General features: G+C 66.0%; 23 protein-coding genes and 2 pseudogenes. 15 read left to right on the forward strand and 10 right to left on the reverse strand.

All coding sequences use genetic code 11. The features are described from left to right. Window positions 1-48: 48 nt before the first annotated feature. Together AC1RQK_RS09955 and AC1RQK_RS09960 are read right to left on the reverse strand one after the other, a co-directional pair. A pseudogene (locus tag AC1RQK_RS09955) lies at window positions 49-896 on the reverse strand (IS3 family transposase); the annotation flags it as partial. Between the two features lie 146 nt (window positions 897-1042). Further along, window positions 1043-2434 (reverse strand): aminotransferase-like domain-containing protein, encoded by a 1392-nt coding sequence (locus AC1RQK_RS09960; RefSeq protein WP_492808831.1) that lies wholly within the window; start codon window positions 2432-2434, stop codon window positions 1043-1045. A gap of 385 nt (window positions 2435-2819) precedes the next feature. Between AC1RQK_RS09960 and AC1RQK_RS09965 the strand changes: the two genes are divergently transcribed. The 10 genes and pseudogenes from AC1RQK_RS09965 to AC1RQK_RS10010 form a co-directional block, all read left to right on the forward strand. Continuing rightward, entirely contained in the window at window positions 2820-3302 is a 483-nt protein-coding gene (locus tag AC1RQK_RS09965) for an MSMEG_0572/Sll0783 family nitrogen starvation response protein (RefSeq protein ID WP_035811662.1), read from the forward strand. Between the two features lie 39 nt (window positions 3303-3341). Next, on the forward strand, window positions 3342-4358 hold the full coding sequence (locus AC1RQK_RS09970; RefSeq protein WP_492372902.1) for a Nit6803 family nitrilase: 1017 nt from the start codon (window positions 3342-3344) through the stop codon (window positions 4356-4358). After that, the gene (locus AC1RQK_RS09975; protein ID WP_492372901.1) at window positions 4309-5442 is read left to right on the forward strand and encodes an MSMEG_0568 family radical SAM protein; all 1134 of its coding nucleotides are present in this window, start codon (window positions 4309-4311) and stop codon (window positions 5440-5442) included. Before AC1RQK_RS09970 ends, AC1RQK_RS09975 begins: the two co-directional genes overlap by 50 nt. Next, window positions 5439-5984 (forward strand): MSMEG_0567/Sll0786 family nitrogen starvation N-acetyltransferase, encoded by a 546-nt coding sequence (locus AC1RQK_RS09980; RefSeq protein ID WP_492372900.1) that lies wholly within the window; start codon window positions 5439-5441, stop codon window positions 5982-5984. The genes AC1RQK_RS09975 and AC1RQK_RS09980 overlap by 4 nt, the downstream gene beginning before the upstream one ends. Beyond that, entirely contained in the window at window positions 5981-6991 is a 1011-nt protein-coding gene (locus AC1RQK_RS09985; RefSeq protein WP_492372899.1) for a sll0787 family AIR synthase-like protein, read from the forward strand. The genes AC1RQK_RS09980 and AC1RQK_RS09985 overlap by 4 nt, the downstream gene beginning before the upstream one ends. Before the next feature lie 9 nt (window positions 6992-7000). After that, entirely contained in the window at window positions 7001-7288 is a 288-nt protein-coding gene (locus AC1RQK_RS09990; RefSeq protein ID WP_492372898.1) for an MSMEG_0570 family nitrogen starvation response protein, read from the forward strand. Window positions 7289-7341: 53 nt separating this feature from the next. Beyond that, window positions 7342-8625 carry an MSMEG_0569 family flavin-dependent oxidoreductase gene (locus tag AC1RQK_RS09995; RefSeq protein ID WP_492372897.1) on the forward strand — a complete coding sequence of 428 codons (1284 nt, stop codon included), beginning with the start codon at window positions 7342-7344 and terminating at the stop codon, window positions 8623-8625. A gap of 1 nt (window position 8626) precedes the next feature. Then, window positions 8627-9478, forward strand: a complete 852-nt coding sequence (locus AC1RQK_RS10000; protein WP_492372896.1) for a Pnap_2097 family protein — start codon at window positions 8627-8629, stop codon at window positions 9476-9478. After that, complete coding sequence (gene scpA / locus AC1RQK_RS10005; RefSeq protein WP_492808832.1) at window positions 9475-11586, forward strand: methylmalonyl-CoA mutase; 2112 nt, start codon at window positions 9475-9477, stop codon at window positions 11584-11586. Before AC1RQK_RS10000 ends, scpA begins: the two co-directional genes overlap by 4 nt. A gap of 11 nt (window positions 11587-11597) precedes the next feature. Then, window positions 11598-11982: pseudogene (locus AC1RQK_RS10010) on the forward strand (hydantoinase B/oxoprolinase family protein); the annotation flags it as partial. Window positions 11983-12021: 39 nt separating this feature from the next. Here the strand turns inward: AC1RQK_RS10010 and AC1RQK_RS10015 are convergent. From AC1RQK_RS10015 to AC1RQK_RS10030, 4 genes are all read right to left on the reverse strand, one after another. Next, the gene (locus AC1RQK_RS10015; RefSeq protein WP_492808833.1) at window positions 12022-13506 is read right to left on the reverse strand and encodes an NAD-dependent succinate-semialdehyde dehydrogenase; all 1485 of its coding nucleotides are present in this window, start codon (window positions 13504-13506) and stop codon (window positions 12022-12024) included. 70 nt (window positions 13507-13576) lie between these two features. Then, the gene (locus AC1RQK_RS10020) at window positions 13577-14677 is read right to left on the reverse strand and encodes a tartrate dehydrogenase (RefSeq protein WP_492808835.1); all 1101 of its coding nucleotides are present in this window, start codon (window positions 14675-14677) and stop codon (window positions 13577-13579) included. Between the two features lie 43 nt (window positions 14678-14720). Then, the gene (locus AC1RQK_RS10025; protein WP_492808837.1) at window positions 14721-15434 is read right to left on the reverse strand and encodes an HAD-IA family hydrolase; all 714 of its coding nucleotides are present in this window, start codon (window positions 15432-15434) and stop codon (window positions 14721-14723) included. A 26-nt stretch (window positions 15435-15460) separates the two neighbouring features. Next, entirely contained in the window at window positions 15461-15865 is a 405-nt protein-coding gene (locus tag AC1RQK_RS10030) for a helix-turn-helix domain-containing protein (protein ID WP_492808839.1), read from the reverse strand. 249 nt (window positions 15866-16114) lie between these two features. Here AC1RQK_RS10030 and AC1RQK_RS10035 point away from each other — a divergent pair, with 249 nt between their 5' ends. Beyond that, the gene (locus AC1RQK_RS10035) at window positions 16115-16462 is read left to right on the forward strand and encodes a cupin domain-containing protein (RefSeq protein ID WP_492808841.1); all 348 of its coding nucleotides are present in this window, start codon (window positions 16115-16117) and stop codon (window positions 16460-16462) included. A 29-nt stretch (window positions 16463-16491) separates the two neighbouring features. On the opposite strand, the gene AC1RQK_RS10040 is transcribed toward AC1RQK_RS10035, so the two are convergent. From AC1RQK_RS10040 to AC1RQK_RS10055, 4 genes are all read right to left on the reverse strand, one after another. Then, window positions 16492-16986, reverse strand: a complete 495-nt coding sequence (locus AC1RQK_RS10040; protein ID WP_492808842.1) for an Lrp/AsnC family transcriptional regulator — start codon at window positions 16984-16986, stop codon at window positions 16492-16494. 76 nt (window positions 16987-17062) lie between these two features. Next, window positions 17063-18442, reverse strand: coding sequence for an aspartate aminotransferase family protein (locus AC1RQK_RS10045; RefSeq protein WP_492808844.1), 1380 nt, complete (start codon window positions 18440-18442; stop codon window positions 17063-17065). A gap of 164 nt (window positions 18443-18606) precedes the next feature. Beyond that, on the reverse strand, window positions 18607-19533 hold the full coding sequence (locus AC1RQK_RS10050) for a 2-hydroxyacid dehydrogenase (RefSeq protein ID WP_492808846.1): 927 nt from the start codon (window positions 19531-19533) through the stop codon (window positions 18607-18609). Window positions 19534-19545: 12 nt separating this feature from the next. After that, a complete protein-coding gene (locus AC1RQK_RS10055; protein ID WP_492808848.1) occupies window positions 19546-20400 on the reverse strand; it encodes a GNAT family N-acetyltransferase in 855 nt (284 codons plus the stop codon). Window positions 20401-20834: 434 nt separating this feature from the next. Between AC1RQK_RS10055 and AC1RQK_RS10060 the strand changes: the two genes are divergently transcribed. From AC1RQK_RS10060 to AC1RQK_RS10075, 4 genes are all read left to right on the forward strand, one after another. After that, entirely contained in the window at window positions 20835-22115 is a 1281-nt protein-coding gene (locus AC1RQK_RS10060) for an NAD(P)/FAD-dependent oxidoreductase (RefSeq protein ID WP_492808850.1), read from the forward strand. A gap of 92 nt (window positions 22116-22207) precedes the next feature. Next, complete coding sequence (locus tag AC1RQK_RS10065) at window positions 22208-23830, forward strand: ABC transporter substrate-binding protein (protein WP_492808852.1); 1623 nt, start codon at window positions 22208-22210, stop codon at window positions 23828-23830. Window positions 23831-23846: 16 nt separating this feature from the next. Beyond that, entirely contained in the window at window positions 23847-24803 is a 957-nt protein-coding gene (locus AC1RQK_RS10070) for an ABC transporter permease (RefSeq protein WP_174425320.1), read from the forward strand. Continuing rightward, on the forward strand, window positions 24800-25678 hold the full coding sequence (locus AC1RQK_RS10075; protein WP_492808854.1) for an ABC transporter permease: 879 nt from the start codon (window positions 24800-24802) through the stop codon (window positions 25676-25678). Before AC1RQK_RS10070 ends, AC1RQK_RS10075 begins: the two co-directional genes overlap by 4 nt. The last annotated feature ends 1 nt before the right edge of the window (window position 25679 follow it).

Consider the following 25679-nt stretch of genomic DNA (forward strand, 5'->3'; position numbering starts at 1 on the left):
AAAAGCCGGTGTCCTGTACTGACCCCAAAAAGTTGAACCGTTGGTTGGCTAGACCGGATTGGGATGGGTCCTGTACTGCACAGGGCTCAGCCCTTCTAGTTTGAGCTTGATGCGGTCGTGATTGCAATCGGATGTATCGGTCCGGCCCGGCCTACAGTTGGTCGAGGTCACCGAACGTGTTCAAGTGGCAGAACTCGGAATTCAGGGCTGCCGAAGAAGCTCGCCATGGCCGAGTTGTTCAAGTAATTCCCCTTGCGCAACATGCTTTGCATCAGGGCGCGTTGTTGCAGTAAGTGACGATACATCGGCATCTGCTACTGATAGCCTTGATTTGAGTACAGCACCGCCTGTCCTGAGGTCTGAGCTTTGCGAATGCTTACTTGAGCATGGTTCTAAGCATCTCGAATGCCTGCCGCCTTGCCGTCTCATAGGCGATGATCTCGCCGTGGTACAGATCCAGCATCGGCGGGAGACATTCTGGCCGCCTACATCAAACTGGGTCACATCTGTCACCCACTCTCGTTTTGACGCTGGGCTTCCATGCGGCGCTGCAGAATACTGGCGCAACCCGGCGAACCTCTCCCCGATAAGGGCAGTATTTCTTCGCGCGTACCCGCGCTTTCAGTCCCAGGACGCCCATCAAGCATTGCACGATCTTGTGATTGACGATCCGGCCTTGGTTGCAAATTGCGGCGGTAATGCGCGACCTTCAGCAAAGTCGCTAGCGGATACTGCAGCCTTAGCTCAAACACTAGCCGTGCTTTTTCTGCCGCACGGCCAGCCTCTTCGCTTGAACCAAGGCGTCGATCTTTTTTGTACGCCACCTCCGCGAGCAGATAGGTCGGCTTTTCGAGTCATTCTTCTCGGGTGCGAGTCTCATCATTGGCCGGCAGCGGCTGGAGCAAGTCGACGACTGACAGCTTGAACTGCTCGGAGTGTTTAATTATGCCCCCCAAAAGTTGGGGTCCAACTTTTGGGGGGAAGTTCATCCAGAGGGGTGTTGACTTCTTTTCCTAGGCACCTGAGGCAAACGATGAGCCGGCTACAGCATCGCCGAATGTAGATGATGCGGATCGTCCAGCGTATCCGCCACGATTTGCAGCGACTCCTCTATTTCATCGCACCCATCCGGCCCGCCCAGGCAGATCCGGATCGCATCCGGGGGATTGCCGTCGGTGGCGAACGCTGCGCTCGACACCGCGCCAATGCTTCGCGAGCGCAGGTGCAGCGCCAGCTCGGAAGGACGCCAGCCGCTGTCCGCCGGTATCGGCAGCCAGAGATGGAAGCCTTCCGGGTCGGCATCATATGGCCGCCCCGCCAGCACGTCGCGGGCCAGTAGCTGGCGGGCCACGCACTCGGCGCGGATGGCCTTGAGCATGTCTTCGGCCGTGCCGTCCTTGATCCACGACGTGGCCAGCAGCGTATTGAACGGGCTTGCCATGACGGTGGTGGCGCGCAGCGTGCCCGCCAGTCGCTGGGTCTGGCGCGCGGTGGGGCCGTGGATAAAGGCAATGCGCAATCCGGCACCGAAGCATTTCGACAGGCCGGTGACGTAGTAGGTGAGTTCCGGCGCGAGCGTGGCCATGGCATCCGGCGTGCGCTGCGGCAGCATGCCGTAGGCATCGTCCTCGATGATCGGCACGCTGTAGCGCAGGGCGATATCCGCCAGGATTTCGCGCCGTCCCTGGGGCATGGTCTTGGTGCTGGGGTTCTGCAGTGTGGGATTGCAGTACAGCGCGCTTGGCTTTTGCGTCTTGCAGAGTGTTTCGAAGGCCGGGCCGAGGGGGCCTTCCTCATCGCTGGGCAGGGCCTGCAGCTGCACGCCGAGCTGCGTGGCGATGGCCTTGATGCCGGGGTAGGCCAGCGTATCCAGGCAGATCGTCTGCCCGGGCCGGGCCAGCAGCGACACCAGCGCCACCAGGGCGCTGTGAATCCCCGGGCAGATCAGCACGGTATCCGCGCGGCAGGCGGGCACATAGCGTTTGAGCCAGTCCACCGCTACGGCGCGATCCGCCGGCGTGCCGCCGAAATCCTGGTAGCGCAGCAGGTCGTAGGGATCCGTTGTGCTCATCAGGCGCGCCGCCGACTCGCGCAGCCTCACGGTCAGCGCCGCCGGCTCGGGCGGGTTGTTCATGGTCATTTCGGCACCCGTGCCCGCGCGCAGCGGCAGGGCCGGCGCGCGCCCGCGCATAAAGGTGCCGCTGCCGGCCTTGGCGTCGATCAGCCCGCGCTTGCGCGCTTCCGCGTAGGCGCGGGCCACGGTGGTGTAGTTGAGCTGCAGCGCTTCGGCCAGGTCGCGCAGCGCCGGCAGGCGGTCGCGCGCTTGCAGGCGGCCGCTTGCCAGGTCTTCCTCGATCAGGTCGGGGATCATCAGGTAGGCGGGTTTGGCGCTCTCGCCAAGGCGTTTGAGCCAGTGGCTGGCAAGTCCGGACACGGTGGGCTCCTAGCGTTTCGACGCGGGTTCATCAGACATTTCAGGCTACCACAATGATCGTTATTTTGTGATCCAGTTGATCGCATAATTAATTGCGCAATGATGGTGCGAAATTACGGGATTGCACCGCTTGCGGGCGCGTTCGCCCTGCCGGCGTGTTCCGTCACAGTGCATGGCCTTTAGGCACCTGTATCGGTAAATGCACAAGCGTTTCCCGCACATTTCGCCATCCGGAAAATCAGCGATGCGATCAACGAGCGATTCGCGGCTTGATCGGTCATTGATCGCATGGATGGGCATGGCAGATGGCATGTCCCATGCTCAAGGTTTGGTGTCGGCCCGGCGCCGATCGATCGACAGATCCACCAACCCTATGGAGTGCAACATGCCCGCAGTGAACAAACCGGCCCACAAGAAAGGCGATTTCCTGGTCGACTACGAAGAGAAGGTATTCGAGGACGTCAAGGCAGAACCGGGCGAGAAGGCGCTGGTCACCTTCCACACCGTGGCCTTCGAAGGCTCGATCGGCTTCGTCAACCTGCTGCAGGCCACGCGCCTGCAACGCAAGGGCTTCGAGACCTCCATCCTGCTGTACGGCCCGGGCGTGACGCTGGGCCTGCAGCGCGGTTTTCCCACGCTGGGCGACGAAGCCTTCGCCGGCCATCTCAACTTCAACAAGCAGATCACCAAGTTCATGGAAGAGGGCGGCAAGGTCTACGCCTGCCGCTTTGCGCTGCAAGCGCTGTATGGCCATGGCGAAGCCTCGCTGATCGAAGGCATCCGCCCGATCAGCCCGCTCGATGTGCTGGACCTGAAGCTGATCCACCGCAAGGAGAACGCGCTGATCCTGGATACCTGGACGGTTTAACGCTTCGGTTCAACGCTTAGAAAAAGGGCGGGCATCACCATGTCACAGAAACGCATTGTGCGCGCGGCCGCGGTCCAGATCTCACCGGACCTCGAGCACGGCGAAGGCACGCTTGGCAAAGTGTGCGAGGCCATCGACCGCGCCGCACGGGAAGGCGTGCAACTGATCGTCTTTCCGGAAACCTTCCTGCCGTACTACCCGTACTTCTCCTTCGTACGGCCGCCCGTGCAATCCGGCAGCGACCATATGCGGCTGTACGAGCAGGCGGTGGTGGTGCCCGGCCCCGTCACCCATGCCGTGTCCGAGCGCGCGCGCCGGCACGCCATGGTGGTGGTGCTCGGCGTCAACGAGCGCGACCACGGCAGTCTCTACAACACGCAACTCATTTTCGATACCGACGGCCGCCTGGTACTCAAGCGCCGCAAGATCACGCCGACGTTCCATGAGCGGATGATCTGGGGCCAGGGCGACGCGGCCGGCCTGAAAGTGGCCGATACCGCCATCGGCCGCGTGGGCGCGCTGGCGTGCTGGGAGCACTACAACCCGCTGGCCCGCTATGCGCTGATGACCCAGCATGAGGAAATCCACTGCAGCCAGTTTCCCGGCTCGCTGGTGGGCCCCATCTTCGCCGATCAGATCGAAGTCACCATCCGCCATCACGCGCTGGAATCCGGCTGCTTCGTGGTCAACGCCACGGGCTGGCTGACCGACGAGCAGATCGCCTCGGTGACTACCGACCCCGCCTTGCAAAAGGCGCTGCGCGGCGGCTGCAACACCGCCATCGTGTCGCCGGAGGGCCAGCACCTGGCGCCGCCGCTGCGCGAGGGCGAGGGCATGGTGATCGCGGACCTGGATATGTCGCTCATCACCAAGCGCAAGCGAATGATGGATTCGGTGGGGCACTACGCCCGGCCGGAATTGCTCAGCCTTGCCATCAACGACCGGCCGGCGGCGACCGCATCGCCCATGGCCACCGCCTTGTCCAACTACCACGGGAGCACCCACCATGAACTCCAGCGCGATGACGCCGGCCTTGAGCCGGTTGTCGGTAACTGAGCTTCGGACCGAGCTGCAATCGGTCGGGCTGCGCCTGCTGGACCCGGCAGCGGGCGCCGCCAGCCGGCGCGGCGGCGCGGGCCCGTCCGACCACAAGGCGGTGACCGTGGATGGCGTGACCATCATGGTGCCGGTGCATACCAATACCGCCTGGCATTCGCCGTACGTGGCGTCGTCGCCGGATGGCAAGGGCACCAGCGCGCTGCTGCGCGGCACCATCCCGATTGCGAACATCAGCTTTCCGAAAGCGCCGCGCTTCTATGCGCTGCAGACGATGGAGGGCGTGCCGTACTCGCACATCGCCACGCTGCACAGCGCGGACGTGCTGGCCACCACGGTGCTGCAAACCTGCATCCGCTACGAGAGCCGGCGCAAGACCTGCAAGTTCTGCGCGATCGGGCAATCGCTCGCGGCGGGGCGCACCATTGCGCGCAAGACGCCGGAGCAACTGGCCGAAGTGGCGCGCGCCGCCGTGCTGCTAGATGGCGTCAAGCATATGGTGCTGACCACCGGCACGCCGCCCACGCCGGACCGCGGCGCCGCAATTCTTTGCGAAAGCGCCTTTGCCATCAAGGCGGCGGTGGACCTGCCCATCCAGGCGCAGTGCGAGCCGCCGGACGACGACCGCTGGTTCGAGCGCATGAAGGCTTCCGGCATCGATACGCTGGGCATGCACCTGGAAGTGGTCACGCCCGCTCTGCGCGCGCGGATCATGCCGGGCAAGGCGGCCGTGCCGATCAGCCGCTATATGGAGGCGTTCAAGGCCGCGGTTGCCGTGTTTGGCCGGGGGCAGGTGAGCACCTATATCCTCGCCGGGCTCGGCGATAGCGTTGAGACCATCCTGTCGATCTCGAAGGAACTGGTCGCGCTTGGCGTCTATCCCTTCGTGGTGCCCTTCGTGCCTATCACCGGCACGCCGCTGGAAGACCATCCCGCGCCGCCGCCTGAATTCATGAAGGCCATCCTCAAGCCGCTCGGCGCGATGATCAGCGCGGCGGGCATGCGCTCGGCGGATATCAAGGCGGGCTGCGGCAAGTGCGGCGCCTGCTCCTCGCTGTCGTCGTACGAAGAGGTGGCGGCATGAACGACGATCTCTGTGTGGAAGTGCCCGCGGCCACGACGTTCCGCATCCGCTGGGCCGGGGCGCAGTGGGAGGTGGACGAGGCCATGGCGCTGCGCCGGGCGGTGTTCTGCCATGAGCAGGGCATCTTTGTTGGCGACGACCGCGACGCGATCGACGACACCGCCCAACTGCTGGTGGCGGTGAAGTGCGAGGCGGATGCGCCAGAGAGGGTGGTCGGCACCGTGCGCATCCACGAAACCGAGCCTGGTGTTTGGTTCGGCTCCCGGCTGGCCGTGCACGCCGCGTACCGCAGCCACGGCAAGATCGGCGCGACGCTGATCAAGCTGGCGGTGAGCAGCGCGAACGGGCTGGGCTGCACCCGATTCCTCGCGCATGTGCAGAGCCAGAATGTGCCGCTGTTCCGCCGCTTGCATTGGGATGTGCTGGCCGAGGAAACGCTGCTTGGCCGCCCGCACCACCTGATGCAGGCGGACCTGGACTACTACCCGGCGTGCCTGACGCCGCGCATTGGCCTGTCGACGCTGGGCAGGAGCGGGACATGAACGTCGCGCGGATTGTGCAAAGCCTGCGCGCCAGCCGTGGCTTTGGCCACAAGACCGATATTGCCGGCGTGCTGTCGTCGCTGGGCAATGCGCTGCCGGGCGGCATGCGCGATCTCGGCCAGGCGGTGGCGGTGGGCGACGATTGCGCCGCGATTGCCGATCATGACGGCTACCTGCTGTTCGCGATCGAGGGCATGGTCCGGGATTTCATCGATGCCAAGCCGTGGTTCGCGGGCTACAGCGCGGTGATGGTCAACGTCAGCGATATCTATGCCATGGGCGGCCGTCCGCTGGCGGTGGTGGACGCTATCTGGAGCGACGGCGTGGCGAACGCCGCCGAAGTGCTCAAGGGCATGGCGGCAGCCTCGGCGGCGTATGGCGTGCCGATCGTCGGCGGGCACAGCAATGCCCGCAGCGATCAGGCCCAGCTTGCGGTGGCCATTGTCGGGCGGGCGCGGCGCCTGCTATCGAGTTTCGCGGCGCGCCCGGGCGACCGGTTGCTGATGGCGGTCGATTTGCGCGGCGCCTTTGCTGAGCCGTACCCGTACTGGAACGCCTCCACCGAGGCGCCGCCCGCGCGGCTGCGCGCCGATCTCGAACTACTGCCCGCGCTGGCCGAGGACGGCCTGTGCGCCGCGGCCAAGGACATCAGCATGGCCGGCACGCTGGGCACGGCGCTGATGCTGCTGGAATGTTCCGCCGTGGGCGCGCGGATCGACCTGGGCCGCATCCCGGCGCCCGTGGGGGTGCCGGTGGCGCGCTGGCTCACGGCATTCCCGAGTTACGGCTTCCTGCTGGCCGTGCGCGAGCAGGATGTGGCGCGTGTGAGCGAGCGATTCAGGGCGCAGGACATTGCCTGCGCGGATATCGGCGTCATCGACGATTCACGGCAGGTCTCGGTCAGCGGTGCCGGCGAAACCGCGCTGCTGTGGGACTTCGCGCGTGATGCATTTATCGTCCCGCAGGCTGAGCGTGCCACGCGGGACACCACCCACATCGATGCCTGAGGAGCCTTTATGCCAGTCACGCATTTCCGCATACGTTGGCCCGACCAGAGCGAGGTCACCTGTTACTCGCCGTCTTCGGTGGTCACCGAGTTCTTTGTCCCGGGACAGGACTACGCGCTGGCCGAGTTCCTGGCGATCGCCAGGCAGGCGCTGGGCAGCGCCTCGGAGCGCGTCAGGGCCAAGTATGGCTATGCCTGCTCCTCTGCCATGGACCAGCTTGAACAGATCGAGACCACCGCCGCGCGTTTTTGCGCCCAGCCTGGCGCCACGGTGCGCGTGATCGGCTTTGGGCGGTAGCCCGGTTTCCGCAGGCTTTAGCGTATTTATCAGCATTCAAGGAAGGACCCAACATGTCTACCCCTCTTAACGAAACCCAGGCCACTGGCTCGCTCAAACACTACAGCGTCATCATCGTCGGTGGCGGCCAGGCTGGCCTGTCCATGAGCTACTACCTCAAGCAGGCCGGCATCGATCATCTCGTCATCGAGAAGCACACCGTCACCCACACCTGGCGCAGCCAGCGCTGGGATGCCTTCTGCCTGGTCACGCCAAACTGGCAGTGCGCCTTGCCCGGCTATCCCTACCAGGGCAACGACCCGCACGGTTTCATGAAGAAGGACGAGATCACCGCCTACCTCGATGGCTTTATCGGCATGGTGAACGCGCCGGTGCTGGAGCACACCGAGGTGTTGCGCGTGAAGCCGCTGGAGCAGGGCGGCTATCTGGTCTGTACCTCGCAGGGCGACTTCACCGCCGGGCAGGTGGTGGTGGCTTCCGGCGGCTATCACACGCCGATCGTGCCGCGCATGGCCGAGCGCCTGCCGGCCGGCATCCGGCAGATCCAGTCCTCCGAGTACCGCAGCCCGCAAGCCTTGCCGGAGGGCGGCGTGCTGGTGGTGGGCTCCGGCCAGTCCGGCGCGCAGATCGCCGAGGACCTGCACCTGGCAGGCCGCAAGGTGTTCCTGGCCGTGGGACAGGCGCCGCGCTGCGCGCGCTTCTACCGTGGCCGCGACGTGGTGGACTGGCTGGCCGACATGCAGTACTACGACATGCCGGTGCAGGAGCATCCGCTGCGCGAGGGCGTGCGCGACAACACCAATCACTATGTGACCGGCCGCGACGGCGGGCGCGACATCGACCTGCGCAAGTTCGCCACCGAAGGCATGGAGCTGTTCGGCGCGCTGGAGGATTTCCATGACGGCAAGCTGCGCTTCACGCCGAACCTGAAGGCCAACCTTGACGATGCGGACGATACCTACAACCGCATCAACGCCAGCATCGACAAGTTCATCGACAAGCACGGCATCGCCGCGCCGCCCGCCAGCACGTATGCGCCGGTATGGTCGCCGGGCGAGGAGCGTTGGGCGCTGGACCTGGCGCAGGCGGGCATCGGCGCCATTGTCTGGTGCATCGGCTTTCGCCCGGATTTCAGCTGGCTGGAGGCGCCGGTCTTCAACGGGCGCGGCTATCCCGGCCACGTGCGCGGCGTGACGGCGCAGGACGGCCTGTACTTCCTTGGGCTGCCGTGGCTGCACACCTGGGGCTCCGGGCGTTTCTCCGGCATTGCGCGCGATGCCGAATATCTGGCGGCCATCGTCAGCGAGAAGCTCGGCGCGCGAGCCCTGGCAGCCTGACATGTTCCGCGCGAGCACAAGCTATGTGGCCGGCATGCCGAACCTGTCCTATACCGGCCTGTCGGAGAACTGGCTGCTCAAGGCTTGCGGCGACCTGCACTGGCAAGGACTGGCGGCGTTGTCCGGGCAGGCATTGCCGGCGTTCCGGGACGCGCAGGGCAACAAGGCCTATGCCGCGTTTACCGCGATCCGGCTGCGGGAGGCATCGCTGGAAGCGCTTGGCGAAAACGATGGCTTCTCGGTGAACACGCAGTTGATGCGGGTGGCCGGCGCGCGCCACTTCAGCACGCATGCACTGAGGCGCGATGGCGAAGGCGATGGTGACGGGCCAGGCGCCTGGCGGGCCGAGGTATCGATGGTGTCCACCTTTATCCGCCGTGAGCGCGAGCGCGACAATCGTTCGGTGGTCAGGGCTGCTTTCAACCTGCCGGCGGACGGGCCGCCACCCGCGGCGGCGGCGGAGATGGGCGCGCTGGCCAAGCGCTTCCGGGCGGGCGACTGGTCCTCCCATCTTGGCCTGGAGCGGGCACGGCACCTCGGCAGCCACATGGCCGAGTACCTGCCTTGCCCCTATGCCGACTTCAACGGCGCGGACCTGCTCTACTTCGCCAATTTCCAGGCCATCGTCGATCGTGCCGAATGGCAATGGCAGCGTTTTGACGAGCCGCCGGTGATTGCCGGGCGCGACCTGTTCTTCCACGGCAACGTCAACCTTGGCGAAGCGCTGGAGCTGTCGTTCTCCGCGGTGGAGTTCGGCCAGGACGGGCTGGCCCATTGGTGCGAGGTGCGGCGCGGCAGCGACGGCGAGAAGATCGCCGATGTGGTGACACGCAAGCGTTGGAGAGTGCGATGAGCGCAGATAAGGGTGGCGGACTGGCGCGCAAGCCCGTCTACACGGCCGCCGACCTGGACGGGCTGCAGCATCTCGGCAGCCTGCCTGGCGAGGCGCCATTCGTGCGCGGGCCGCATCGCTCCATGTACGCGGGCAAGCCGTGGACCATCCGGCAGTACGCGGGCTTTGCCGACGCCACCGCCTCCAACCTGGCTTTCCGGCAGGCGCTGGCGCAGGGCGCGCAGGGTTTGTCGGTCGCGTTCGATCTGCCGACCCATCGTGGCTATGACTCCGATCATCCGCTGGCGCAGGCGGATGTTGGCATGGCCGGCGTGGCGATTGATTCCGTCGAGGACATGAAGCGCCTGTTCGATGGCATCGCGCTGGACCGCGTCTCCATCTCCATGACCATGAGCGGTGCCGTATTGCCGGTGCTGGCCGCGTTCCTGGTGAGCGCCGAGGAGGCCGGCGTGCCGCTCGATCAGCTCAGCGGCACGATCCAGAACGACATCCTCAAGGAGTACATGGTCCGCAACACGTGGATCTTCGCGCCCGGGCCGTCGATGCGGATCTGCGCGGATGTGGTGGCCTACCTGTCGCGGCATGTGCCACGGTTCAACGGCATGTCGATCTCCGGCTACCACTTCCAGGAAGCCGGGGCGGACCCGGTGCTGGAACTGGCGCTGACGCTGGCCAACGGGCAGGAATACGTCAGGCAGATGGCCGGGCGCGGGCTGGATGTGGATGATTTTTGCGCTCGCCTGAGCTTTTTCTTTGGCGTGGGCAAGGATTTCTTCACCGAGATCGCCAAGCTGCGCGCCGCGCGCTTGTTGTGGTGCGAGATCGTCCGCGAGCTGGGTGCCACCACGGATCGGGCCACCATGCTGCGCACGCACTGCCAGACCTCGGGGTGGTCGCTGGCGGCCACGCAGCCGGACAACAACATCGTGCGGACCACGGTCGAAGCCATGGCTGCGGTGTTTGGCGGCACGCAGTCGCTGCACACCAATGCCTATGACGAAGCGCTGGCATTGCCCAGCGCCGCATCGGCCCGCCTCGCGCGGGACACCCAGTTGATCCTGCAGCACGAGATGGGCCTGTGCGACGTGGCCGACCCATGGGCGGGCTCCTACATGATGGAAGCGCTCACGGCGCAAATGGCGGACAAGGTGCGTGCGCTGATGGCGGAGATTGCCGCTGCCGGTGGCGTGCTGGCGGCGATCGGCTCGGGCTGGGTCCATGAGCGGATTCATCGCGCCGCCGTGGCCACACAGGCCGATATCGACGAAGGGCGGCGCGTGATAGTCGGCGTCAACCGTTACCAGGCCCCCGTGGACGAGGAACCGGCCTGCCTGGAGATCGATGGCCGGCAGGTCCGGGCGCAGCAGGGCGAGCGGCTGTCCCGCCTGAAGGCAAGCCGCGATGGCGCGGCCGTGGCACAGGCGTTGCGTGCGCTAACGGCCGCCGCACGCAGCGGCGAGCAAAACCTGCTGTCCCTGACCATGAACGCCATCCGCTGCCGCGCGACCCTCGGCGAGTGCACGCAGGCGCTGGAACGGGTGTGGCCGCGCCATGCGATGGCGCCTCGCTACGCCCGCCAAGCCTATGGCGAGGCATTGCACGACAGCCCGGCCTGGGACGCGGCCTGCGAGCAGGTCCGCGTGCTGGCCGCGCGCCTGGGCAGGGCGCCGCGCATCCTCATTGCCAAGCTGGGGCAGGATGGGCATGACCGCGGCGCCAAGGCCGTGGCCGCGGCGCTCTCCGATGCCGGGTTTGCGGTCACGTTGGGGCCGCTGTTCCAGTCGCCCCAAGACGCCGTGGCGATGGCCCTGCACGGGCAGGTCGACGCGGTGGGCGCATCTTCCCTGGCGGGCGCGCACCTGGCGTTGCTGCCTTGCCTGATCGATGGACTGCGCGATGGACTGTGCGATGGCCGGCTAGGCGCGCTGGTCTTCGCGGGCGGCGTGATTCCCGCCAGCCACGCCCGGCGGCTGCGCGCCCAGGGCGTGAGCGCGATCTTCGGGCCGGGTGCGACCATGGCGGCCATCGTCATGGGGATCTCGGACGCATTGCTGCGGCACGCGGGCAAGGCACGCTTGCCAGATGCTTCGCTGGATCAAGCCGGATAGCGCCCAGTACGCTGGGTGTTGTGGCGTTGAGCCTGGGAACCATGAACAACTTCACGTTTGCGTACTACGAGACCATCTCCAGCGGGAGTGGCGCAGGCGATGGCTACCATGGTACCGATACGGTCTAGACGCATATGACCAATTCGCGGCTGACGGATCCGGAGATTCTCGCGTGGCGCTATCCGGTCAGGCTCGACAGCCACGTGATCCGCCACGGCTCGGGCGGCGGCGGGCGCTGGCGGCGCGGCAACGGCGCGATCCGGCGCGTGCGCTTCCTGACGCCAATGATCGCCCCGATCCTGTCGAAAAAACGGGTACTCGCGCCTTCTTGGCGCGGCGAGCGGTGGCGCCGGTGCACTCGGCTGGGCGCACATCGGGCGAATGTTGGGGTGCGTCTATCAAGCGGTACCGGAGCCGGCGTTTATCAGGAAAGTGCTAACCCAGATTGCCCTGGCAAAGATACTTCGTCTGCGTGTAGTCATCCAACCCGTACTTTGATCCTTCCCGCCCATAGCCCGATTCCTTGACGCCGCCAAAGGGCGCGGCTTCCGCTGCAATGGCGCCCTCGTTGATGCCGACGATGCCAGTCTCCAGCGCCTGCGCCACGCGCCAGATGCGGCGCACGTCGTTGGAGTAGAAGTAAGCGGCCAGGCCGAACGGCGTGTCGTTGGCTTGCGCGATGACGTCCTGCTCGGTATGGAAGCGGAACACCGGCGCTACCGGGCCAAAGGTTTCCTCGCACGACAGCGCCATTTCAGGGGTAGCTTGCGTGAGCACGGTCGGCAGGTAGTAGTTGGGACCGTCGGCCACCGCATTGCGCACGCGCTCGCCGCCCGCCATCACGCGCGCGCCGAGGCGGACGGCGTCCTTCACGTGGCGCTCGATCTTTTCCACCGCGCGGGCGTTGATCATGGGACCGATCTGCGAGTCCGGATGCGTGGCCGGGCCGATCGCCAGGGCGGCCACCTTTTTCGAGAGCCGGGCGACAAAGTCGTCATGGACTCCGTCCTGCACATAGATCCGGTTGGGGCAGACGCAGGTCTGGCCGCCATTGCGGAACTTGGATGCCATCAAGCCTTCCACCGCGGCGTCGAGGTCGGCATCGTCGAACACGATGAACGGTGCATTGCCGCCGAGTTCCAGCGACAGCCGCTTGAGGGTGCCGGCGGATTCGCGCGCCAGGTGCTTGCCAACCGGCGTTGAGCCGGTGAACGTGATCTTGCGCACGCGGGAGTCGGCCAGCCAGACATCGACCACCTCGGGCGCGCGCTCGCGCGATGCCGTGACGATATTCAGCACGCCTTCCGGGAATCCGGCCTGTTCGGCCAGCCAGACCAGCGCCAGCGCGGTGAGCGGCGTGTCTTCCGCCGGCTTGGCGATCACCGTGCAGCCGGCGGCGAGCGCCGGCGCGATCTTGCGCGCGATCATGGCCAGCGGGAAGTTCCACGGCGTGATGGCGGCCACCACGCCGACTGGTTCTTTCAGTACCATCATCTTCCTGCCGGGCACAGCTTCGGGGATGATGTCGCCGTATCCACGGGTCGCTTCGGCCGCGAACCAGTCCACATAGGCGGCGCCGTACAGCACCTCGCCAATGCCTTCCTTGAGCGGTTTTCCCTGTTCCAGGGAGATCAGGCTGCCCAGTGCCTCCTGGTTCGACAGGATCAAGGCGTGCCAGCGCTTGAGCAGGCGTGCGCGCTCCGCTGCCGGGCGTGCGGCCCAGGCGGGGAAGGCGCCCTGCGCGACATCCACTGCCGCCAGCGCGTCGGCGGCGCCGCTGTCCGGCACGCTGCCGATGGTCTCGCCGTTTGCCGGGTCGCTCACGTCCATACGGCGGCCGTCGCGTGCGTCGCACCAGGTGTGCTGGATAAAGTTCTTGTCGCGCAGCAGCGCGGCGCAGGTCTGTTTCAGGGCGGTCATGGCTTAGGGTCCGGAAATGCTTGGCGGTTGCCTGGCGCCGCGCTTCCTGCGCGGCCCAGGCGGGGGCGCATCAGGCAGGCAATGCGGCGGCGGCCACCCGTTCGGCAATCGCCTTGCCGAGATCGGTGGTGCTGGCGCTGCCGCCCAGGTCGGGTGTGTGCGGGCCTTCGGCCAGCACGATTTCGATCGCCCGCAGGATGGCATCGTGCGCGGCGCGGAACGTTGGTTTGCCGTTGCCCAGGAAGTCCAGCATCAACGCGCCGGACCATATCATCGCCACGGGGTTGGCGATGTTCTTACCATGGATGTCGGGCGCGGAGCCGTGCACGGGCTCGAACAGCGAGGGGAAGGCGCGCTCCGGGTTGAGGTTGGCCGAGGGCGCAAGCCCGATGGTGCCGGTGGTTGCGGGGCCTAGGTCCGACAGGATATCGCCGAACAGGTTGGAGGCGACCACCACATCGAAGCGGTTGGGCTGCAGTACGAAGCGCGCCGAGAGGATGTCGATGTGCTGCTTGTCGACCGTTATCTCGGGGTAGTCGCGTGCCATGGCTTCCGCGCGCGAGTCCCACCATGGCATGCTGACGGCGATCCCGTTGGATTTCGTGGCCACCGTCAGATGCTTGCGCTCGCGGCTCTGTGCTAGCTCAAAGGCGAACTTCAGCACGCGGTCGGCGCCCAGCCGGGAGAACACTGACTGCTGCAATACCACCTCGCGATCGGTGCCTTCGTACATGACCCCGCCGATCGCGGTGTATTCCCCTTCCGTGTTCTCGCGCACCACGTAGTAATCGATGTCGCCACGGCGGCGATTGGCCAGGGGGCAGGGCACGCCTTCGAACAGACGTACCGGGCGCAGGTTGATGTACTGGTCGAACTCGCGGCGGAACTTCAGCAGCGAGCCCCACAGCGAGACATGGTCCGGCACGGTGGCAGGCCAGCCGACTGCGCCAAAGTAGATTGCGTCGCAGGACTGCAGCTGGGCCTTCCAGTCGTCCGGCATCATCTTTCCGGTCTTCTCGAAGTAGGCACAGTTGGCCCAGTCGAAGGTCACGAAGCGCAGCGGCAAGCCGAAGCGCTCTGCCGCTGCCTTCAGTACCCGCAGGCCCTCGGGCATGACTTCATTGCCGATGCCGTCTCCGGCGATCACGGCAATGGTGTAGGGGTGGCTCATGGCAATTCTTGGTCGGGTTGGGCGGAGGGCATATCGTTCGCGCTCAGGCGGCGGACTGCTGCGCGGCGGCGTCCACGGCGTCGGCCAACTCTGCCAGCGTGGCGAAGTGATAGTCGGGCTTGGTCAGCTGGGGCACTGCCAGCGTGCCGCCAAAGCCAGGCATGCCCTTGCGGCGCTCGATCCAGCAGGTGGTGTAGCCAAGCTGGCGCGCCACGCCGATGTCGTGATACTGGCTTTGCGCCACGTGCAGCGTCTCGGCCTGGGTATAGCCGCGCGCGCTGAGCCGTCCGCGGGTGAAGGCGAAGAACACCGGATCGGGCTTCTCGGTTTGTGCGTCGTCCACGGTGACACTGTCGTCGAACGGCATGTCCAGCGTGCGCTCGAAATGGCGCAGGGCCCAGCGTTGCGCATTGGTCATGGCCACCAGCTTGAAGCGGGCCTTGAGGCGTTTCAGTGCCGCCACCGAGTCCGGGAAGGCCGGCCAGTTGGCCACCGAGTCGCGATATCCGTTGGCCAGTTCCGGCGTATCGGGCAGACCGGCCTCGCGGGCGATTTCGCTCCAGACCCGGACCAGGTCGTCGGGGAAGCGCAGGGCGTTGTTGTTGCCGCGCGCGCGCCGGTAGGCATCGAGAAACGCCTCGTCGGAGATGCCTGCATCGGGCACGGCCTGATGGAGGTAGTTCAGCATGCCGCGCTCGAAATCAATCAGCGTGCCGACGACGTCGAAGCTCAGGACCTTGAATGCATTGAGGGACACGGGATACTCCTTTAGGGTGGGTGGAATCAGGCGACTAGCGTGGTGGAAGTCCGGAGCGCTTGTACATACTGCCCGGGGGTCATGCCGCAGACGCGCTTGAAGTGGCGCTGCAAATGGCTTTGGTCGCAAAAGCCGGCTTCGCTGGCGACGCTCGCTGCGGGAAGGCCGGCGCGCAGGAGTTGCTGGGCATGTCGTATCCGGAGCTTGCAGATGTACTGGTGAGGCGGCAGCCCGACGCGGCTGCGAAACGCCGTGGCAAAGCGGAACAGGCTGAGCCCGGCAACGGTGGCGAGATCCTGCAGCGACAGCCGCTCCGCAAGGTGGCAATGAATATGGTGCAGCGCACGCTCGATGCACAAGGCCGAGCGGCGCGAGGCCGCATGGGCATGCATGGCGGGCGGTGGCAGGAGGGTGGCAAGCGTGTCGGGCATGGCTCAAGGATAGGAGCAGAGCGCCAATCGATGGCACCGTACACCCCCCCTGGCTCAGCAGCGAATTGCGTTATCCGCGCGCTTTCAGCAGTTCCTGCGCCGGGGTGCGAGCGCCGACGCGCTGCACTCGCCTGGGGCCGCGCGGGGCGTTGGCGCAGGCGCAAAAGCGGCAAGATTGTGCAATCCACGCGCGGCTGCCGTCGCTAAGCTGGCGCTTCGACTATGCGATTGACAGGAGTGCGAAACACCATGGCTATACAAGTGATCAGACAGAGCGCGCAGTACGAGGGCCTGGGCGAGCCGGGGGTGGTTCCCGTGCCGCTGAGCGAGCCGGCCTGCCAGGTCCGCACGCGGGCAGTGCGCATCTCGGGGAGCGAGGACAGGGATACCGGGATCTGGGAGTGCAGCGTGGGCAGCTTTGCGCGGCAGGTGGAGAAGGCCGAGGTTATGCACATTCTTGCCGGCAGCGGCGTGTTCAAGCCCGAGGCGGGTGAAGTGGTGCGGTTCAGCGCCGGCGATACCTTGTTCTTCCCGGCCAACACGCGTGGTGCGTGGGAGATCCGGGAGACGGTCCGGAAGGTATACGTGCTGATGTAAGGGCGGTAAGGCCAACGCCCCGGCGGCCGTCAGGCGGCCGGGGTGATCAGCTTCTCGATGGGATAGTGGTGCTTGATGAACGGCGACTTAATAACGATGTAGCTGAAGTACTTCTCGATGCCGATGCTACGGTCCAGCAGTTCGTCGATGATGGACTGGTAGTGATTGACCCCGCGCGTGATGAACTTGAGCAGGTAGTCGTAGCCGCCGCTGACCAGGTGGCACTCCATGATCTCGTCGATGCTGCGGATGCTGGTCTCGAACCGCACGAAGTCATCCCGGCGATGGTTCGACAGCGTGATTTCCGTGAACACGGTAAGCGTGTCGCCGAGCTTCTCCAGCTGGACCTGCGCACCGTAGCCAACGACATAGCCCGCCTGCTCCAGGCGCTTGACCCGGATCAGGCAGGGGCTGGGAGACAGCCCCACGGCTTCGGCCAGGTCCACATTGGTGATGCGGCCGTTCTTCTGCAGGTGCGAGAGGATCCGGAGGTCCAGCCGATCGAGCTTTTTAGAGTCGTTCATGGATGTCTATGCGCCAGGTTGCACGGCTCTATTCTGCTGGATTGCGGCGGCCTCCGGCCATTTTTTCTGCGCTCGCTCAGGCCAGCGCCTTGCGCACGTCGGGGGCTTCCAGGACTTCGTCTAGTGCCTTCTTCAGTCTGGAGAACATCAGCTCGAAGTCCTCTGCCGTGAAGCACAGCGCCGGGGCAAAGCCGAGGATGTTGTCGCCGAACGCCCGGTAGATCAGTCCGTTGCGATAGCCCGCGGCAAACAGCCGGTCCGACAGCCCGAGAGCTGGATCGAAGCCGCGCTTGCTGGACTTGTCGCTGACAAGTTCCAGTGCGCCGAGCAAGCCCAGGTGCCGGGCGTCGCCGACCAGCGGATGCGCCATCAAGGCCTGCAGGCCCTCGGCGAAATGCCGCTCCACCGCCTGGCCGTTGGCCAGCAGCCCGCCCTCCTGGTAAAGGCGGAGTACCTCAAGCGCCACAGCGGCGCTGACCGGATGCGCGGAGTAGGTCATGCCGTGACCCACCGGCACGCCACGCGGCGTGCCGTCGGCAATGCCAGCGTAGATGGCGTCGGACATCAGTACCGCGCCCATGGGTGCGTAGCCGGCGGTCAGCCCCTTGGCCACCGTCATCAGGTCCGGCTCAACGCCTTCGTGCTCGCACGCGAACATGGGGCCGGTGCGCCCGAAGCCGGTGATGACCTCATCGGCCACGAACAGGATATCGAGCTCGCGGCATGCCTCGCGCATGGCCTTGAGCCAGCCTTTCGGCGGCACGATCACGCCGCCGGAACCCTGCACGGGCTCGCAGAAGAAGGCCGCCACGTTCTCGGCGCCGAGCGCCGCGACCTTGGCGCGCAGGGCGGCGACCGAGGCAGCAATGACCGCAGCGCCATCGTCGCCCACCGGGCTGCGATACGGGTAAGGCGACGGGATGTAGTGCTGTTCCTGGCGCGGCAGGTCGAAGCCGCGGTGAAAGGCCGGCAGCGCCGTCAGCCCCGCGCCGAACGACGACGAGCCGTGGTAGCCGCGCTCCAGCGAAATGAATTGCTTCTTGGACGGGCGGCCCGTGGCGTTGTAGTAGCACGTGATGAAGCGCACGGCCGAGTCCACGGCGTCGGAGCCGCCAAGGGAGAAGTAGACGTGGCGCAGCGACGCGGGGGCCAGTTGCACTAGCTTGGCGGCGAGTTCGATGGCGGGCTCGCTGCTGAAATGGAAGTAGCCGGTGGCGTAGGGCAGGCGGCTCATCTGCCGGGCCGCGGCCTCCACCACGCTCTGCTGGCCGTAGCCGATATTGACGCACCACAGCCCCGCGAACGCGTCCAGCAGCTCGTTGCCGTTGGCGTCGGTCACGTAGGCGCCACGGCCAGAGCTGAGGATGGTGGGGCCGCGTTCTTCGTGGGTGCGCCACGGCGATACCGGGTGGATCAGGTGGGCACGGTCAAGGGCGATGAGCTGGTCGGATTGCATGTTCGGGTTCCGGGCAGTGGACGATGGACGATGGGCTGTGGGCAATGGATGGTTGCTGTCAGCTTATTCCCGGAGGGCAGGCGGGTGCTGCTGGAAAGCGGGCCCGGCGCGGAAGGCCGTGGGGTTATGCGCGCGCATTCAGCAGGAAATGCTGCACGGCAGCCTCAATAGCCGCGCCCGCGGTCGACCAGCCCGACGAGCGGTTCGCCCGCACGGTGGCGGCGGATATTGTCCAGCACGACGTCGACGGCGGTCTCCGGCTGCGTCATGCTGGCAACGTGCGGCGTCAGCCAGATGCGGGGATGGCGCCACAGCGCGTGCCCGTGCGGCAGCGGTTCCTCGGCGCACACGTCGAGCACGGCTGCGGACAAGTGCCCGGCATCCAGGGCCGCGATCAGGTCGGATTCGATCAGGTGCCCGCCGCGCCCTACGTTGACGATGGAGGCGCCGCGCGGCAGGCGGGAGAACAGCTCGCTGTTCAGGATGCCCTGGGTGGCGCGGGTCAGTGGCAGCAGGCAGACCAGGATATCCGTCTCGGACAGGAAGGCCGTGAGCTCGCCGTCGCCGGCATGGCATCGCACGCCATCCAGTGCGTGCCGTGAGCGGCTCCAGCCCAGCCGCTCGAAGCCAAAAGCGCCAAGCGCGTGCAGGCATGCCTTGCCCAGTTCGCCCAGCCCCATGACGCCCACGCGCCGCCGCGCCGCTGGCACGATGCGCCGCACGCGCCATTGCTCGCGCTGCTGCTGCTCGCGATAATCGGTGAGCTGGCGGTGCAGGGCGAGCACCGCCATTGTGACGTACTCCACCATGCCTGCCGCCAGCCCGGGCTCCACCATCCGCACGACAGGCAGTGATGGCGGCAGCGCGGAAAAATCGAACTGGTCGATGCCGGCGCCGACCGAAAAGACCAGTTCCAGGTTGGGGAAGGTGCGGGCGATGTCGGGCGGTGGTTCCCAGGCGGCAAGAAAGCGCACGTCCGCCGGATCGCCCACGTCCGGCCAGAGCCGGAATGCCTGTTCGGGTGCGCGCTCGGCAATCAGGCAGGCCCATTCGGCGCCGCGCTCGGGGTCGGCTTTATATAACAGTGTCAAGGCTTGCTCCGGCTAACCCAGGGATTGCGCTGTCAGCGCCCACAACAGCGGCGACTCGGCCCGCGCCAGCGGTGCGCCGCGCACCATGGCCGTGATCGTGTCGACTTTTTGCAGGCCAAGCGCCTCAAGCCATACGCTCAGCCCACTTTCGGCCGGTACATCGATGCGAACGAAGCGGCGCACGCCATGGTTCACCCAGTGCGCAATCAGTGCCTGCGCGCCGGGCTGGTCGGGCGCCACCACGGGGCCGATCAGTTGTCCCTTGCCGAAGTCGCGCCGGAACGAGAAGCCCAGTGCGGTGCCGTCGCGGTCCAGCACGACGCCGTCGCCGCGCTCGATCAGCCGTTCCAGCAGCGCGTCGCGCGGCATGCCGGTGGCCAGTTGATCGAGCGCCTGAAGCGCCGTGGCATCCGAGCGGCCGAGTGGACGCAGCCGCGCGCCTGGCGCCAGGCCGATGATCGGCGCCGACTGCGCGATACCTTGATGCTGGTGGATCTCGCCGACCGCCTGGAAGCCAAGCGACGCATAGAGCTTGCGCGCGCCGGCGGCGGTGTGCAGCAGCACGGAGCGCTCACCAAGATCCTCGAGCAGCAGACTCACCATGCGCCGCCCAATGCCTTTGCGCTGGAAGGCGGGGGCAACGAGCACCATGCCCAGCGTTGCCCAGGCCGGGCCGAATCGCCACGCCAGGGCCGTACCCACCAGCTTGCCCTGATGCTCCACGGCGATGCCGTCGCCAAGCATCAGCAAGCGCCGCCAGTCGTCCATGCGGTGCGGCCAGCGCGAACTGCGCGAGAGTTCCACCGCGGCTTCAAGGTCCGCCGGGCCAAAGGGCCGGAACGCAAAACCGTCGATCTCCTCGGTCATGAAGTACGCCTCCCGTGATCCCGTGATTCGATTCGAACCCGCATTGTGAGCGTGGATGGCGCATCCGCGCTAGAACGAACTTGCTGGATTGCGGCGATGCGGCAAGCGCGCTGGCGGCGGGCACGCAAAACGGGATGCGCTGCACCCGATCCGGGAAATCCCTAGCGAAAAGTACCGTTAAGCGTGCAATGAACCAGCCTGGCGCACGCCTGAGCACGCCATGCCGAAACAGGCCACTCAAACCATAGTTTCATTCTTCGTGGGGAAGGAAGACGCTACAACCTTGTGTGTCGAGCATGCTCCAATGCATTCATGACGAACGCATGACGAGGCAGCCAGCCTGCCGCGTTCGCATGGTGCAGTTGCACAGAGCCCCTGTTATCGATGCGGGTGTCCTGGCAGATGGCCCGTCAGAATCCACGGAGAGCACGTTCATGAAGCTTGAGTCCTACTGGCTCGATTCCGCGCCGCGCTTCCAGCCGCAAGCACAGGAATTGCCCGCCAGGGCCGATGTGGTGGTCATTGGCGGCGGCTTCACCGGCCTGTCCGCCGCGCTGGCCCTGGCACGCAAGGGCGCCTCGGTGGTCGTGCTGGAAGCGGGCAACGTGGCCAGCGAAGCCTCCGGCCGCAACGGCGGGCATGTGAACAATGGCCTGGCGGTGGACTACGCCGGCCTGGCCGCGAAGCTGGGCGCCGATCGTGCCCGCGCGATGTATCGCAGCTACGATGCGGCCGTCGACACGGTGGAACGCATCATTGGCCAGGAAGGCATCGCTTGCGACTTCAAGCGCAATGGCAAGCTGAAGCTGGCCAGCAAGCCGGAGCACTATGAAGCGCTTGCCCGCACCTATGAGCAATTGCGCGCCAACGTGGATCCCGACGTCGAACTGTTCGACGCCAGCCAGGTGCGCGACGAGGCGCGCAGCGACAGCTTCCATGGCGGGCTGCTCCAGCGCAAGAGCGGGCAGATGCACATGGGGCGCTTTGCCGCCGGCCTGGCCGAGGCCGCCGAGCGCCATGGCGCGCGGATCTTCCAGCAGGCTGCGGTCAGCGGCTGGGAGCGCGGCGGCAGCGGCTTTCGCGTGCACAGCGCGCGGGGTAGCGTGAGCGCCAGTCAGGTGCTGGTAGCCACCGGCACCACGCGCCACGGCCCCTTCAGCACGTTCAGCTACTGGCGCCGGCGCATCGTGCCGATCGGCAGCTTTATCGTCGTCACCGAGCCGCTGGCGCAAGAGATCGCCGCCACGCTGCTGCCGGGACGGCGCACCTATGTCACCACCGCCAACCTGCACAACTACTTCCGCCTTACCGCCGACAACCGGATCATTTTTGGCGGACGCGCGCGCTTTGCCATGTCGGGGATCAAGTCGGACCAGGCGAGCGGGGATATCCTGCGCGCCGCGCTGACGCAGATCTTCCCGGTCATCAAGGAGGTTGGCATCGACTACTGCTGGGGCGGCCTGGTCGACATGACGCGCGACCGCCTGCCGCGGGCAGGCGAGCGCCGCGGCGTCTACTACGCCATGGGCTACAGCGGGCACGGCACGCAGATGTCCGTGCACATGGGCCAGTGCATGGCCGAATTGATGAACGGCACCATGGGCGCCAATCCTTGGCAGGGGTTGCCGTGGCCCGCCATTCCCGCCTATTTCGGGCAGCCCTGGTTCCTGCCCGTGGTCGGGATCTACTACAAGCTGAAAGACCGCCTGCGATGACCGCCTGCCGGTAACAGCCAGACACGTTGTTGATGACTTGAAACCAAGGCCGCGAGGCGGCTATGTCTTCCATCCCCCCTGGAGCGCCTATCATGACTACAGATGCCAAGAAACTGCGGGACCTGCTTGGTGGCGAAAACAACTCGCTGATTTTACGTGCGCTGCAGCAGGGTGCGTCGCGCCGTGACGTGCTGCGGATCCTCACGGCCTGCGGCATGCAGGCCACGCTGGCCGGCGGGCTGGCTTCGACGGCCACTTCCGTCTTCGCGCAGACCCCCAAGCGCGGCGGCAAGATCCGCGTGGCGGGTAATACCGCCTCGGTCTCCGACACGCTGGACCCCGCCAAGCAGTCGAACCAGACGGACTACGTGCGTGGCACCATGTTCTACAACGGCCTCACATCGCTGGACTCGCGGCTGGCGCCGCAGCCCGCGCTTGCCGAGGAATTCCATAGCAGCGACGCGACCGTCTGGACCTTCAAGCTGCGCAAGGGCGTGATGTTCCACGACGGCAAGCCGCTCACGCCGGCCGACGTCGTGTATTCGCTGATGCGCCATAAGGACCCGGCCACCGGCTCCAAGGCCAAGGCGCTGGCCGACCAGATCGAGGAAGTGAAGGCCACCGGCCCGAACGAAATCCGGGTCAAGCTGACTTCGCCCAATGCCGACTTCCCCGTGGTGGTGGGCACCTTCCACTTCCATATCGTCAAGGACGGCACCAAGGACTTCAGCAAGGGCATCGGCACTGGCCCTTACAAATGCAAGGAGTTCAATCCCGGCGTGCGCTCGATTGGCGTGCGCAACGAGGCGTACTGGAAGCCCGGCAAGCCCTACCTGGACGAAATCGAATACGTGGGCATCGGCGACGATGCGGCACGGGTCAACGCGCTGCTCTCCGGCGACCTGCAACTGATCGGCTCGGTCAATCCGCGCTCGGTGCAACGCATCGCGCAGACACCGGGCTTTGGCATCTTCGAGACGCCGTCCGGGCAGTACACCGATCTCGTCATGCGGCGCGACGCGGCCCCGGGCAACAATCCCGATTTCGTGCTGGCCATGAAGTACATGTTCGACCGCGAGCAGATGCGGCGCGCGGTGCTGCTCGGCCATGGCGTGATCGGCAACGACCAGCCGATCGACCCGACCAACCGCTTCTATTTCCCCGGCTTGCCGCAACGGCCTTACGACCTGGACAAAGCCAAGTTCCATCTGAAGAAGTCGGGGCTCGCCGGTGCCAACCTGCCCCTGGTCGCGTCCACGGCCGCGCTCTACTCCGTGGATATCGCGCTGGTACTGCAGCAGACTGCGCAGAAGGCGGGTTTGAACCTGGACGTCAAGCGCATGCCGCCGGACGGTTACTGGTCCAACTACTGGATGAAGAGCCCGCTCGGCTTCGGCACGGTGAACCCGCGCCCCAGCGCCGATACCCTGTTCACGCTGTTCTTCAAATCCGATGCCACCTGGAACGAAGCCGGCTGGAAGAACGAGAAGTTCGACCAGATGCTGCTGGCGGCGCGCGCCGAGATCGACGAGGCCAAGCGCCGCAAGCTGTACGCCGACATGCAGGTGATGGTCAGCGAGCAGGGCGGCATCGGCATCCCGATGTTCCTCAACAGCCTCGATGGCCATACCTCCAAGCTTAAGGGCCTGGCCCCGATGGGGCTCGGCGGCCTGATGGGCTACTCCTTTGCTGAACATGTCTGGCTAGACGCCTGATCACCGGCAGACGCTCATGAATCTACTCATTCTCAGACTTCTCGCGACGCGCCTGGGCGCGGCCGTGGTGTCGCTGGCAGCCGTGTCTGTGCTCGTGTTTGCGATTACCGCCTTGCTGCCGGGCGACGCCGCGCAAGAGCAGCTTGGCCAGGCCGCCACGCCCGAGGCCGTCGCCGCGCTGCGTCAGCAGATGGGACTGGACAGCCCCGCGCCGGTACGCTACTTCAGGTGGCTTGGCGGCGTGGTGGCCGGGCAGCCGGGGGATTCGCTGGTGAGCAAGATGCCGGTGGCCACGCTGATCGGCCGCCGCCTGCCGAACTCGCTGATGCTGGCGGCGGCCACCGCGCTCATCTCGGTGCCCGTGGCGCTGCTGCTCGGCATCGCGGCGGCGGTATGGCGCGGTACATGGTTCGATCGCGCGATCAGCGTCGGCTCGGTCGCCGTGGTCTCGGTGCCGGAGTTCCTGGTGGCCACGCTCGCGGTGCTGGTGTTCGCCGTGAAGCTGCACTGGCTGCCGGCGCTTTCCAGCATGAGCGACGTCTATTCATTCGGGCAGATGCTGCGCGCGTTTGCGATGCCGGTGCTATGCCTGTGCCTGGTCATCATTGCCCAGATGGTGCGCATGACCCGCGCGGCGGTGATCGACCAGCTACGCATGCCGTATATCGAGATGGTGCGCCTCAAGGGCGCTTCCCCGGCGCGCACGGTATTGCTGCACGCCCTGCCCAACGCGGTGGGCCCTATCGCCAACGCGGTTGCGCTGAGCCTGTCCTACCTGCTCGGCGGTGTGATCATCATCGAGACGATTTTCAACTACCCCGGCATTGCCAAGCTGATGGTCGACGGCGTTTCCCAGCGCGACATTCCGTTGGTGCAATCCTGCGCCATGATCTTCTGCGCCGCGTACCTGATGCTGGTCACCGTCGCCGACGTGTTCAGCATTGTCTCCAACCCTAAACTGCGCCACCAATGAACCACGCTCTCACTCCCGCAGCGAAGGATGCCGAGGCCGTCCTTCGTCCGCGCCGTTTTCCGCGCCTGTCGGCCACAGCCTGGATCGGTGCGGCGATCGTGGCGTTCTGGCTGGCCATGATCGTGTTCGGCCCCGTGCTCGCGCCATATGACCCCGGCGAGATGCTCAACGGCGTCGACGTGTTCGCGCCGACGAGTCTGGCGCACTGGTTCGGCACCGATTATCTCGGTCGCGACATGCTCAGCCGGGTGCTGATGGGCGTGCGCTACACGGTTGGTGTGGCGCTGATCGCCACGCTGGTTGCCAGCGGCCTGGGCGTGACGCTGGGCTTGCTGGCAGCCGTGAGTAACCGCTGGATTGACGGGGCGCTGAGCCGCAGCCTGGATGTGCTGGTGGCGATTCCCAGCAAGATGTTCGCGCTGGTGGTGGTGGCAGCGTTCGGCTCGTCGATCCCGACGCTGATCCTCACCGCGGCCCTCGCCTATACACCCGGCGCGTTCCGCATCTCGCGCTCGCTCGCGGTCAATATCAACACGATGGACTATGTGCTGGTGGCGCGCACCCGAGGCGAGGGGCTTGCCTACATCATGCGCCGCGAGATCCTGCCCAACATCATGGGCCCGGTGCTGGCCGACTTCGGCTTGCGCTTTGTCTACGTGGTGCTGCTGCTGGCCGGCATGAGCTTCCTGGGGCTGGGTGTGCAGCCGCCGTTTGCGGACTGGGGCTCGCTGGTGCGGGAGAACATCGGCGGCCTGGACCAGGGCGCCGTGGCCGTGATCGCCCCGGCCATTGCCATTGCCACGCTGACCATCGGCGTGAACCTCCTGATCGACAATCTTCCCGGGCACGCACGGCGTGACGAGCAAGGACACTGAG

It is taken from the genome of Cupriavidus sp. GW822-FHT02D05 (assembly GCF_058802485.1).